The 12,313-nt window shown below is 43.2% G+C and carries 13 protein-coding genes and 1 pseudogene; 11 read left to right on the forward strand and 3 right to left on the reverse strand.

Going from position 1 to position 12,313, the window contains the following annotated elements; translation table 11 throughout:
• The first annotated feature begins 3 nt into the window (after nucleotides 1-3).
• Nucleotides 4-165, forward strand: coding sequence for a nitroreductase family protein (locus ABTV53_RS14820; RefSeq protein WP_433743536.1), 162 nt, complete (start codon nucleotides 4-6; stop codon nucleotides 163-165).
• 8 nt (nucleotides 166-173) lie between these two features.
• Nucleotides 174-488 carry a hypothetical protein gene (locus ABTV53_RS14825; protein ID WP_433743539.1) on the forward strand — a complete coding sequence of 105 codons (315 nt, stop codon included), beginning with the start codon at nucleotides 174-176 and terminating at the stop codon, nucleotides 486-488.
• 31 nt (nucleotides 489-519) lie between these two features.
• Here the strand turns inward: ABTV53_RS14825 and ABTV53_RS14830 are convergent, their stop codons facing one another.
• Nucleotides 520-1,482 carry an NAD(P)-dependent oxidoreductase gene (locus ABTV53_RS14830; RefSeq protein ID WP_433743542.1) on the reverse strand — a complete coding sequence of 321 codons (963 nt, stop codon included), beginning with the start codon at nucleotides 1,480-1,482 and terminating at the stop codon, nucleotides 520-522.
• A 161-nt stretch (nucleotides 1,483-1,643) separates the two neighbouring features.
• Between ABTV53_RS14830 and ABTV53_RS14835 the strand changes: the two genes are divergently transcribed.
• Both ABTV53_RS14835 and ABTV53_RS14840 read left to right on the forward strand, forming a co-directional pair.
• Complete coding sequence (locus ABTV53_RS14835) at nucleotides 1,644-2,204, forward strand: helix-turn-helix domain-containing protein (protein ID WP_433743544.1); 561 nt, start codon at nucleotides 1,644-1,646, stop codon at nucleotides 2,202-2,204.
• Between the two features lie 218 nt (nucleotides 2,205-2,422).
• Entirely contained in the window at nucleotides 2,423-3,670 is a 1,248-nt protein-coding gene (locus tag ABTV53_RS14840) for a CynX/NimT family MFS transporter (protein ID WP_433743547.1), read from the forward strand.
• Nucleotides 3,671-3,855: 185 nt separating this feature from the next.
• Here ABTV53_RS14840 and ABTV53_RS14845 read toward each other — a convergent pair whose 3' ends face one another.
• On the reverse strand, nucleotides 3,856-5,412 hold the full coding sequence (locus ABTV53_RS14845; RefSeq protein WP_433743550.1) for a glycine betaine uptake BCCT transporter: 1,557 nt from the start codon (nucleotides 5,410-5,412) through the stop codon (nucleotides 3,856-3,858).
• A 461-nt stretch (nucleotides 5,413-5,873) separates the two neighbouring features.
• Here ABTV53_RS14845 and ABTV53_RS14850 point away from each other — a divergent pair, with 461 nt between their 5' ends.
• The 3 genes and pseudogenes from ABTV53_RS14850 to ABTV53_RS14860 all read left to right on the forward strand — a co-directional run.
• On the forward strand, nucleotides 5,874-5,936 hold the full coding sequence (locus ABTV53_RS14850) for a helix-turn-helix domain-containing protein (RefSeq protein ID WP_433754223.1): 63 nt from the start codon (nucleotides 5,874-5,876) through the stop codon (nucleotides 5,934-5,936).
• A 9-nt stretch (nucleotides 5,937-5,945) separates the two neighbouring features.
• A complete protein-coding gene (gene tnpB / locus ABTV53_RS14855) occupies nucleotides 5,946-6,911 on the forward strand; it encodes an IS200/IS605 family element RNA-guided endonuclease TnpB (protein ID WP_433743553.1) in 966 nt (321 codons plus the stop codon).
• Nucleotides 6,912-6,994: 83 nt separating this feature from the next.
• A pseudogene (locus ABTV53_RS14860) lies at nucleotides 6,995-7,234 on the forward strand (pentapeptide repeat-containing protein); the annotation flags it as partial.
• 129 nt (nucleotides 7,235-7,363) lie between these two features.
• Here the strand turns inward: ABTV53_RS14860 and ABTV53_RS14865 are convergent.
• On the reverse strand, nucleotides 7,364-7,621 hold the full coding sequence (locus tag ABTV53_RS14865) for a GlsB/YeaQ/YmgE family stress response membrane protein (RefSeq protein WP_221804468.1): 258 nt from the start codon (nucleotides 7,619-7,621) through the stop codon (nucleotides 7,364-7,366).
• A 154-nt stretch (nucleotides 7,622-7,775) separates the two neighbouring features.
• Here ABTV53_RS14865 and ABTV53_RS14870 point away from each other — a divergent pair, with 154 nt between their 5' ends.
• The 4 genes from ABTV53_RS14870 to ABTV53_RS14885 all read left to right on the forward strand — a co-directional run bounded on the left by ABTV53_RS14870 (nucleotide 7,776) and on the right by ABTV53_RS14885 (nucleotide 12,156).
• On the forward strand, nucleotides 7,776-8,483 hold the full coding sequence (locus ABTV53_RS14870; RefSeq protein WP_433743556.1) for a response regulator transcription factor: 708 nt from the start codon (nucleotides 7,776-7,778) through the stop codon (nucleotides 8,481-8,483).
• 71 nt (nucleotides 8,484-8,554) lie between these two features.
• The gene (locus ABTV53_RS14875; protein ID WP_433743559.1) at nucleotides 8,555-9,907 is read left to right on the forward strand and encodes a sensor histidine kinase; all 1,353 of its coding nucleotides are present in this window, start codon (nucleotides 8,555-8,557) and stop codon (nucleotides 9,905-9,907) included.
• A 125-nt stretch (nucleotides 9,908-10,032) separates the two neighbouring features.
• On the forward strand, nucleotides 10,033-10,737 hold the full coding sequence (locus tag ABTV53_RS14880) for a hypothetical protein (protein WP_433743562.1): 705 nt from the start codon (nucleotides 10,033-10,035) through the stop codon (nucleotides 10,735-10,737).
• 444 nt (nucleotides 10,738-11,181) lie between these two features.
• Nucleotides 11,182-12,156, forward strand: coding sequence for a phosphotransferase enzyme family protein (locus tag ABTV53_RS14885; protein ID WP_433743564.1), 975 nt, complete (start codon nucleotides 11,182-11,184; stop codon nucleotides 12,154-12,156).
• Nucleotides 12,157-12,313: the final 157 nt, after the last annotated feature.

Consider the following 12,313-nt stretch of genomic DNA (forward strand, 5'->3'; position numbering starts at 1 on the left):
AAAATGAAATTGTCAGATCTGGAAGGAGTCATGGGCGGTCCGAGTGAGTTTTTGGAACAACCGGTATCGCACGACCTCATCCTTGAATTGCTTAATCATGCCGTATGGGCGCCAAATGATGGACTCCGAGAGCCGTGGCGATTTATCTTTGCCGATAACCGGTAGGGGACATCATGCAGGGATTACAGGAGCCTGCCCCTGCATATCTTCTGGTCTTGGTGAAGGAAGAGGCGGATCAATATAAGCGGGAAGAGGACTTTGCAGCTGTCTGCTGCCTAATTCAGAATTTCCGCTTGCTGGCTCATGAGCAAAGTCTGGGTGTGCGCTGTACCTTGCATGACTGGATGTACGACCCAAGCCGTACTGAAATGTTTGGTGTACTGAATAACGAGCGCATTGCTGCGGTTCTGGAAATGGGATACGGTGCAAATCAGTGGAAAGGGAATACGGAGTTGCCTGAGACTCAACTTCATTTTGAACTGCTGTAGGGTGGCGATCAATTTTTATTGCACCAAAACATCATAACTGATTGAGCTTGCTTTCAGGCTCCTCACCATTTTCTACACGTTTTATATTCTTTATAAAGAAATCATATCTTGTTTTATGAAATTTCCGACCATCAGGCATTCCCGCTGTATGTGGAGTAAGTATCACATTACCCTGATTCCGGAGCTCACTGTCAATAGGAAGCGGTTCAGATCCAAACACATCCAGGCAAGCGCCTGAAATATCCCCGTTTTTTAATGCATCAATCAAGTCTCTTTCGTTGACAATGCCGCCGCGGGCTGTATTGATAAAAAGAGCAGTATTTTTCATTTTTTTGAATGTCGCTTTGTTAATCAGCTGTTTGGTTTGTTCATTCAAGGGTACATGTACACTAACTATGTCCGATGTGCTTACAAGAGTATCAAAATCCGTCTTTTTCACAAAATCGTCCGATTGTACAGTGGCATTTCTCGCATACGCCAGTACATTCATATCAAAAACCCTGCAAAACGCAGCTACTTTTTTTCCAATTGCACCCAAACCGATAATTCCAATCGTTTTTCCCTTTAACTCACTCCCTGTATAGTCCAATTGATTTTCATCCATCTTATTTTTCATGAAAGTATCAAGAGACGGTATGTTTTTATAATAAGACAATAACAGTGCCATGACGTGCTCGGCCACTGCCTGTGCATTCACTCCTGCAGCATTGGCCACCCAAATGCCGAGCTGTGTACAGGCAGGGACATCCACATTATCAAATCCTGCACCCGTCTGTACCAATTTTAATTTTTTTGCGTTAGAAAGCAGGCTATGGTCCACTTTAATATGTTCCGGAATGATTACCTGGCAATCTTCAATATGATGCAGCATTTCTTTTCCGGGCGGAACAATTACAACGTTCCAGTCTCGCGGAAAACTCCCTGCAATATTGGATTTTGAGGTCTCGCTAAAATTGCCAACGATGAGAATTTTCATTGCTAAATCACCTTTCATAAGCTACCATTCTTCAAATAAAACCGTTGATGCTCGTCATTTTATCCTTTTAATACAATTTTATCAAGAAGATTTCATTACGTTCTATTGAACCGGAATGGAAAAGAATCTTGATAAACAATATACTAGCTATATAGTTTTTTTGTTGAGGAGAATATCAAATGGATGAAATCGATGAGTCAAAACAAATTGTATTACAAATCGGCGGTGCATTAAAAAAGTATAGAAAAGAAAAAAACATGACCTTAGACGACTTATCAGAATTAACGGGTGTAAGCAAACTTACTCTAGGGAATATCGAACGTGGTGAGACAAATCCAACTTTGGCCATCATATGGAAAATTTCAAAAGGAATATCTTTACCGCTATTGGCTTTGTTCACATCAGAGAAACCCGTTAGTTTGTATCGAGCAGGGGAGGGACTGCGGTTTTCTAATGATGAAAAAAATTGGGTCATTGAACCCGTCTTTAAAAGCAACGATATTGAAATGTGTCGGGCATACTTACAGCCTAATAGCTCGTATTACCCTGAAGGTCATCATGTGAATACAACTGAAATTGCGACAGTAATGACTGGTTCCATCGAGTTACAAGTCAATGGAGAGATATACACATTGAATCAATATGATACGATCAGTTTTCGTGCAGATGATCCCCACGCTTATACCAATCATACGAATAACGAAACAGTGCTCCATATATCCTTAAAATATGGTTTCTAGTCGTCGAAAATCCACTTATTAAATGCAACTCCGAATTCCATGATGGGAATTCAGAGTTGTATTTTTTTATTCAATTTTAGTATGTTATAAAATAATTATTGTTTATAAAAGTATATTATACTATACTTTTATTATCCGCGCGGATGTTATAGCAAAGTTTTTCAGAGCCAACAAGAAGCAAATATAAGACGTAAGAATTCAGGAAGGAGAAATGAAGAATGCCGAATAAACAAAATAAAAAATTCGTGCCATCCTCTGTAGCGTTGATCATTCTCGGCATTATTGTTATTGCAGCTAATTTACGTACTCCCTTAACCTCAGTTGGTCCTTTAGTAGGTTTTATAAGGGATGACGTTCATATTTCAAATACATTAGCAGGCCTGATCACAACGGTACCCTTGCTTGCCTTTGCTTTATTATCGCCTCTCGTACCAAAATTAGGACGGAGGTATGGGGTTGAGCGTATCATTTTGATTGCCCTAATCTTTCTGACTGTTGGTATTGTAATACGATCTTTATCTGGCGCAGTTAATCTGTTTATTGGAACAGCCGTTCTTGGATTCGCCATTGCCATATGTAATGTGTTATTGCCAAGTATAATCAAAAGGGATTTTCCAAATAAAATTGGCTCCATGACAGGAGTTTACTCCATTTCAATGAATTTATGTGGAGCAATCGCATCGGGAATCAGTGTACCGCTAGCCATGAACGCAGGGCTAAAATGGCAGGGGGCATTGGGAATATGGGGGATTCTAAGCTTTGTATCGATCCTCTGTTGGTTACCCCAATTAAGAAATCAAACGAAACAAACTGCCACGACGAGTCAACACATGGCAAGCAACGATGTGAATGTTTGGCGATCCCCGCTTGCTTGGCAAGTAACCTTGTTCATGGGTATACAGTCTATGGTTTTCTATGTATTGATCGCATGGTTGCCTGAAATTTTAACGCAGCAAGGAATTGACTCCAACCAATCTGGATGGTATCTCTCGATCATGCAGTTAGCGATGCTTCCATTTACCTTTATTGTCCCTGTTATTGCTGGGCGTATGTCTAACCAACGTTTGTTAGTGGTCATCACAACCATTCTGCTTTTGACGGGGACGCTCGGACTTCTTTACGGAAGTTCTAATGTCATTCTTTTGTGGATCGTCATACTCGGAATTGGTGGAGGCTTCGCCTTTAGTTTAGCCATGATGTTTTTCGGATTACGCACTGAAAATGCACATCAAGCAGCGGAACTATCTGGCATGGCCCAATCGATCGGATATCTTCTTGCCGCAATCGGTCCAGCCCTTATAGGATATCTGCACGATGCAACAAATAGTTGGAACCTGCCACTTTTCATTCTTCTTGGGGCTTCGGTCTTACTCTTTTTAGTTGGTATGGGAGCAGCAAGTAATCGTGTTGTAGGTCTTAGTAGTATGAATAAGGTTAGAAATCAATCCGCATGCGATGCCTCATGAAGCGATGACCTCAGCACCAACAAGCCATTAATTCGATCCTTAGGCTGTGAAACTCAGTACTCTGAAACAAATAAAAGCCCGCAACGACGCGGGCTTTTGTTTGTTTTAACGAATTATGTCAAGAGACAAGATATAAAAAGGCACCCACCTTAAAGCAGATGGCATCTCTATAGAGATAAAATATATTACCTGCCAGGAATTTCATTCAGAGAAATTTCTTGTTCCTCCAGCAGTCGTTTCAGCTTTTGGCGCTGCCGTTTTTCTTTCTGACGACGCTCTCTGTCCTCAGCCTGCAGTGCTTTGAGCAGGGAGAAACACATCCCGATAAGGACAACAGCGAACGGCAGAGCAGCAACAATGGAGGCCGTCTGTAGGCCGTTCAATCCACCACTGATCAGCAGTACTACCGCAATGGCGGACTGCATGATTCCCCAGGTTAATTTCACTCTTGTACTCGGGTTTAGCTTGCCATCTGAAGAGAGCATGCCCAGCACAAAGGTAGCCGAATCAGCCGACGTAATAAAGAAGGTCATGATGAGGAGTGTAGCGATGAATGCTACGATCGTGCCCAAAGGCAGCTGCTCCAGTGTAAGGAATAAAGCGGTTGTCGTGTCTTCTTTGACGGCCTCCGCCAGATGGGCGGCATTGAACAATTCGAGGTGAAGTCCTGTTCCGCCAAAAACTGAGAACCAGATAAATCCGAACAAGCTTGGAATAACCATGACGTAAATTACAAACTCCTTTATGGTTCTTCCTCTAGATACCCTTGCGATAAACGTGCCAACAAAGGGAGCCCATGCGATCCACCATGCCCAGTAAAATAACGTCCATGTTCCAATCCAGGTTTCTCGTGAGAACGGCGTCAGTCTCAAACTCATGTTAATAATATTCTGCAAGTAACTGCCCAAGGTTGTCGTGAATGTGTCAAATATAAAAGAAGTCGGTCCAGTCGCTAATACGAAAACCATCAATAGTACAGCTATAACGAGGTTGGTGTTGCTCAGAATCTTAATCCCTTTATCTAGACCTGTGGTTGCCGAGATCAAAAACAGTACGGTTACAATTGAGATAATGAAAATCTGGGACATCGTCGAGTTCGGAATACCAAATAAGTAATTCAGACCTCCACCGATCTGAAGCGCACCCAAACCAAGCGAGGTTGCAACACCAAAGATGGTGGCAATGACCGCCAAAATATCAATAATCTTGCCAAGCCAGCCAGCCGCAAGACGTTCACCAATCAGAGGAATAAAGGTAGAACTGATCAACCCTTTGTAGCCTTTCCTGAACTGGAAGTATGCGAGAGCCAAGCCGATGACGGTATAGATAGCCCAAGGATGCAACCCCCAGTGGAAAAAGGAATAACGCATGGAAAGTCTTGCTGCTTGCGTTGTTTCGGGTACCGCCCCCTCCGGTGCAGATAAATAGTGGGACAGCGGTTCAGCCACTCCCCAGAAAACCAGTCCGATTCCCATACCAGCGCTAAACAGCATGGATAGCCAGGAAATCGTAGAATACTCCGGCTCATCATCGTCATCCCCAAGCCTAATACCGCCAAATCGACTGAATGCCAGATAAAAAGCGAAGATCAGGAAGAAGAGAGTTGCTAGCAAATAAAACCAGCCAAAATTCTGAATAGAGAAGTTGTAGGCAACATTAGCCACATCCGCCAGCTGAGCAGGAGCGACGGCTCCCCATATTGCAAACAGTGCAACGATGATAATTGTGATTGTAAATACCATGATGAGACCTCCGTTATGTAAGCTTCAGCCAACTGTTCCTTAGTATGTGCTAGTCCAGCCTGTAATATTTCGGAAAGTCAGCTGTTGATAAATTAAAACAAACCGCCATGTAATGAAACACCCGTCGGTTTATTCGTTCCCTTTTCCGTTGCCCTTATGAAAAAAATTGAAGGGATTGAGATGGATGAATACTAAACAATTATTGCATATGAATAAGAACGCGAACAATGGCATGTATGGTTTTATCAAATACACCGAGAATACTCCTGCCTCTAAGCTACCTTACTCACGAAGTGAGAGCGAAGGCAGGGGATGAATCGGGAATTTCTCGATGTCTATAAGCGAACATATGTGCTATTATTGAGAGGTGAGATCATAACGGCTTCTTAAGTGGGACGTTGAAAGCGTAGATGCTACAGCATAAATCTTTCAAATTTCGTATCTATCCGAACTCGGAACAGATGGTGTTGATGCGTAAAACCTTGGGCTGCAGTCGTTTTGTATTTAACCACCTTCTAGCGTAGTGGAAGGCGATGTTTCTGGCTACGGGCAAGGGCTTATCGTATCAAACCTGCGCTTCGCAGCTTCCGAATATGAAGCGTCAATGGCCTTGGCTGAAGGAGGTAGACAGCATTGCGCTACAGTCGGCTGCTCGAAACTTGGCTGATGGATTTCACCGTTACTTCAAGAAGCAGAACGATCATCCCCGCTTTAAGAGTCGTAAACATCCTGTGCAAAGCTATACCACCCGGTTCACGAATGGCAACATTGCTGTCAAGGAGAATTATATTCAGCTACCCAAGCTTGGGCTCGGGCGCTATGCCAAGTCCAGAGAGATTGAAGGTAAAGTCGTGTCCGCGACCATCCGGCTGGCCCCAAGCGGCAAATGGTTTGTAGCTGTGGTATGTGAAGTGGATATTCAGACTCTTCCCGTCACGGATGGTAGGCTAGGCACTGATGTGGGCATCAAGCAGCTTGCGGTGACCTCGGATGGTCTTGCTATCGAGAATCCCAGACATACCATGCGGTATGAAGCCAAGCTGGCCAAGTGGCAACGGATCATGGCGAGAAGACACCAAGGCGGGAGCAACTGGCGCAAGGCCAAACAAAAAGTGGCCAGCATCCACGAACGGATTCGGAACAGCCGAATGGATGCGATACATAAGCAGACGACGACATGGATTCGTGAAAACCAAACGATCTGTATCGAGGATCTGCGCATCGCAAACATGATGAAGAACCGGCATCTGGCTAAACATATTGCAGATGCATCCTGGGGAGAGATGAGTCGGCAGCTTCATTACAAGGCAAAGTGGTATGGGCGCACGATCAAGGAAGTGCCGACCTTTGCCCCATCCAGCCAAACCTGTCATGTCTGCGGGTACAAGCATGCAGAGGTGAAAGATTTGAGCCTTCGAAAATGGACATGCGTGAGTTGCCATACGATACATGACCGCGACAGCAATGCCGCGCAGAACATAAAAGCCATGGCATTGTAACACAAATGGAAGAACTGTGGGAACCACAGGGATCGCTTGGTGGACGATCATTCGGTTAGCGAATGTCGATACGACTTTGTTCCATGAGGAGCAACAACCCAAGAATCCCACCTCTACAGGTGGCGGGAGTGTTCAACGACTGTACTTTATATAAATGTAGATTTAATGACCGGATTTTACGAGCGGCGAATATCGTCAATTGTTCCTTTAACGGCAAGCTAGTGGATATTACGTTTGAGGGAAATGGCAAACAAAAGCTAATCGCCAATTTTGAAAACTGCATCCTTGATGGTGTTCATTTTGTGAGCTGTGACCTGACGCAATGTATCCCGCCAAAATCCAAAAACCTGAAATCAGTACAAAAAAAGGACCGTAAGTGTTCATCTTCCAGCGATGAATGCTTTCGGTCCTTTTATCTAATGAACGACGGTATCGGTTTCCGCCTCTCTTTGTTAACGTCTTCGGAAGGCTCCGCCGCGTGCCAGAGCGAAGAAAATGAGCAGGGCAATAATCGAGCCGACGATGGCTGGAATAATATGAAATCCGCCAATCACCGGCCCCCTTGGTCCCAGCAATTCCGTCCCTAACCAGGAACCGATAAAACCCGCAATGATATTCCCAAGTACACCTCCCGGTACGTCCCGCCTAATCAAGTTACCGCTTAACCAGCCAATAAGTCCTCCAACAATGAGTACCCAGAGCAGATCCATGGATTGTTCTCCTTTCTTCGAGTTTATTACAAGTTATGTTGGGCTGAGTGGAATATACCTCACCTTCCAGTTGGTGGAGGAATCTAAAGTGTCTGTGCTAAGATTGGGTTAAATATAATTGAAGCTGCGGAACAAGGCTAGATAGGGGTGTACATTGAAGAAAATCCTGGTCATTGATGATGAAATCGCTATTCGAGATTTAATTGAGCTGGTGCTACGGCGAGAAAACTACGATGTGCAGACCGCAGAGGACGGCAAAACGGGCCTGCATTTGCTTGAATCTTTTCAACCGGACTTAGTAGTGCTTGACTTGATGCTGCCTGACTGCTCGGGATATGACCTGTGCAAGGAAATCACCGGGAAACGTGCTGTTCCTGTGATCATGCTCTCTGCCAAAAACGAGGTAATCGACAAGGTGTTGGGACTAGAGCTAGGGGCGGAAGATTACATGACCAAACCGTTTGACAATCGTGAATTGCTCGCTCGGATCAAGGTCATTCTGAGAAGAAACGAGAGCAAGGAGGAATCAAGTGAAGGAACAGAAGTGAAATCTACACGCATCATTCATGAAGAGCTGACATTTGATCTGGAAAGCCGCATGGTGCTAAAAAACGGTGTACCCGTATCTTTAACGGCCAAAGAGTATAAAATTCTGGAAACGTTACTCAAAAGGCCCGACAAAATTTTTACCCGGGATGAACTGCTGCAGATCGGATGGGGATATGACTTTATGGGAGACAGTCGCAGTGTAGATATGACCATCATGCGATTACGGAAGAAGCTGGAGGATAACGCGGACGAACCGAAGTATGTCAGGACGATCTATGGATTTGGCTATCAGCTTGGAGGTGGCGAGGCCTGAAGTATGCAACCCGGTTACTGCTGAATTATTTGTTTTTCTCCGTGCTTTCTTTTGGCATCATCATTTTTGCGGTGAATAAAGCCATTGATTACTACAGCTTCGTTACGATTGAGAAACAAATGATGGAGAAGGCGGATCTGTCCGAGCTGTCCTTTCGAGAGGTGTTAGCTCAGCATAGATCCTCGTCAGGAGAACTGCAAACGGAGGAAATCGTCAGACTTGCTCTGGAGAAGCTGAAAGCTTCAGGCAAGGAAGTACGTATCTATAACAGCTCCAAGCAATTGCTAGGCTTGGCTGTGAACGGCATTATCATTAATGATGGCAAACCGCTTATTTTTAACCAAAATATTGAGAAAGCTCTGAGCGGCAGTTATGCCTACACCGTAACGGAAGATCATCTGCTTTATTTTGCGACTCCCATTCAGAATCAATTTTACGAAAACGCTTATGTGTATGAGTTCGTGGACGACATTTCGTACTTTTATGCGATTATGGATCAAATCCGTTATATCCTGTTTGCGGGTGCAGGCGGTTTCATTGTGCTGATTACGTTAGCCAGTCTGTGGATTGCCCGCAACACAACCAAGCCGATTAAGGTGCTGCTTGGCGCTGCGCAAAGTTTCTCCAGACAGGAGTTTCGGAGAGTTCATCTAAACCGGAAGGATGAGCTGGGCATGCTGGCAGATGGGCTGGATTCCATGGGGCGACAGCTTCATGATTACATTCAGTACCAGAAACAATTTGTCTCCAACGTATCTCACGAGTTAAAAACACCTTTGGCAGCCATTCGTGGTTTCTCTCAATACTTGGTTGAAGGGGAGAACGAGAACAAGGAGTTGCAAAAAATATATGCTCATCTGCTGCAGGAATCGGATCGACTCACCCGCTTGATTAATGAACTGTTATTACTATCCCGATTCGATAAGGCGGGTTCTAACGATTTGGAAGTCGAGAAAACGGAAATGAACGAACTGATTCAGCAAGTCACAATGAATATGGGAGCAAAGGCTAAGGATAAAGGGATCGAGATCAGAGTCAGTCAAGCGGAGGAAGAACCGGATGATGAGGGTACGACAAGAGTTTACGCGAACGTAAATCCAATGCTGATGTCCCATGCTATTGCGAACCTTGTGGACAATGCCATCAAATATTCAGGCAGTCCATCGCTGATCGAATTGAAGTTGGAATATACGTCAAGCGAAGTAGTTATACGGGTACGTGATCAAGGCATAGGCATCGCGGGCGATGAGCTGGAGCGAGTACAGGAACGCTTTTACCGGGCGAAAAATGCTAGCACAGCGAACGGTTCAGGTCTTGGACTTTCCATTTGCAAAGAGATTGTAGAGCGGTTTAATGGATATATCGATATCGAAAGTCAAATCGGAGAAGGAACGACCGTTACGATTGTATTGCCTGGTGCGTAGACCTGAATCTAACCCCAAGCCTAAATAGGTAACGTTACAAGATTGGTACATTTCTGTTATGAGACTAACAAATGTTTTATTTATAATCACTTCATAAGAACAAATCACATATTTATGGAGGGATCATGATGAAGTTAACAAAGAAAGCTGCAGGTTTTATCGTACTAGGTGCTTTACTAACAGGGGCATTAACGGGCTGTCAGTCCAGTGATGCTACATCTCCAGCAACCGGACAGAACACAGCGAATGAACAAAGCAAAGGCGAAGGAGCATCCAATTCTACTGCGCCTGCTTCCGAAAGTTCTGAAGAAAAGGGTACTGAAGCTATTAAAGAAGGTTCGATGGAGAAGGAAGGGAATGTGGTGCTGAAGGAGCTTGCTTTTGTCTATAATGAGCACACCATCGCGATTTCGGATACAGCGAATGAAGATCAGATGGAGCAGATGCTGGGCAAACCGGATAACCTGAAATCTCATACGTACAGTGCCGATGATGGAACAAACATGGATACGTTAATCGGTTTTACAGAAAAGGTCTATACGTATCCTGGTCTGGAGATTAAAACGATCAGTATACCGGAGGGCAAACAAGACTCCATCTTTCATATTGAAATCACAGATCCCAAGTACACGACAGTGCGAAACATTAAAGCAGGAGATAGCCTGGATACACTCAAAAACGCCTACCCTGAGGGGAAACTCGTTGGTGATGGAGCTCCAGATGAGGAGGATGACTTCCGTTATGAACCATCCAATTATGTGGATGTGATGTCATTCCATATCAAGGATGCCAAGGTGGAGAGCATTCAGATCTACAGCCTTCTGGACTAATATGTAGTCGAAGGACAAGAACATAGTCCTATTGAAGTCGCTAATTTAGCGGCTTTTTTATTTTATCGGTACAATGGGATGCCATGACATACACAGGGTAGGATCTGATACCAGTAAAGAAAACGTAACGATTGTCCTAAGTATACGATTGTATAACAAAGCGAAAGGGTCATCCCTCATAGGATGGCTCTAAAACTTGCTGTTACAGACAACACGGAGGACAGTATCGTAAACGAAGAAGGTCGATTGAACTAAAGGCAAACGATTGAACTAAAGGGAAACAATAGTTCCATGAAACCAAAGGAGACCGCCGATCAACAGGATCGGTGGCTTTATTCGACTACCGGGCAGTAAAGTTTAGTTATAATCAACTTTTATAACCATAAAATAAAGTTCATTTGGTAAAATTGTGAAGTAAAAATCACATTAACTGGAGTGGATACTATGCTTTCTGAAGAAGATTATGCGAAGGTGGCGAAAGAAGCTTTACATCAATACCCAATCTATTGGGAAAAACTTGTGTATCTCGGAAAGAGTGATAATGTTACATTTCAAGTTCAGACCAACGATGATCATCAAAAGTTTCTTATCAAAATCCATAACTCAACGATTTCCATTCAATCAAAAGGGAATATCGCATCAGAGCTTATTTGGCTTGAAGCTTTGGTTAAAGATACAAATCTCGTCGTACCTGCACCTGTTAGAAATCTTCAAGATGATCTGGTAACAGAAATCTCAACTGATCTTAGCGAAAATCCAATCATGCTGACTATTCATCATTGGATTCATGGAAGCGTACTTCAAAGAGAGCCAACAAGTAATGAAATTGAAAATTTAGCTCTCTTAATGGCGACTCTACATAAACAATCTATGCAGTGGAATGCACCTGAAGGCTTTAATAGACCAATATACAATTCTGATCATTTATATTCATCACTTAATCAATTAAAACGGTTAGTAAATTTAGAGCTTATCTCAAGCGAAGTGTTTGTTCATGTGGAAGAGTCAGCACATAAAATAGCAAATGTGATACAAAATTATATACGTTTGCCAAGTAACTGGGGAGTTATTCATTCTGACCTTCATGAGAGTAACTATGTATTTTATGACGATACTCCTCAACCTATAGATTTTTCGAATTGTGGCTATGGCTTTTATTTATTTGATATGGCTGAAACATTTTTGCATCTTTCATCTGATAATAGGAAAGTATTTATTTCAGCGTATAGCAAAGTAAATCAACTGGAAGAGAATTATGTCGAGTTATTAGAAGCATTTTTTATTTGGTCAATCATTAGGACTTTCGCATTCCATTCTCTAAATCCAAATGAAAAACAATCCTTAGCGGCAAATTTTCCATCAGTTATTGAAAACTATTTTAAGAAATATCTTAAAGGAGAGTTTTTTTTGTTAAACTAAGTAGTAGGTTAGTGTAATTTCCCGTTTTAGATAACGTTATAATTTAAACAGAGTTCAAGACATAATTATAATTTGATAAACGACGAAAATGAAGCTGCCTGTGTTAGACCGGCTGCTTCATTACGTTAACGGGCAGGATAAATGGATTTTGTGAATA

It is taken from the genome of Paenibacillus amylolyticus, assembly GCF_050990605.1.
Taxonomy (GTDB): Bacteria; Bacillota; Bacilli; order Paenibacillales; family Paenibacillaceae; genus Paenibacillus; species Paenibacillus amylolyticus_H.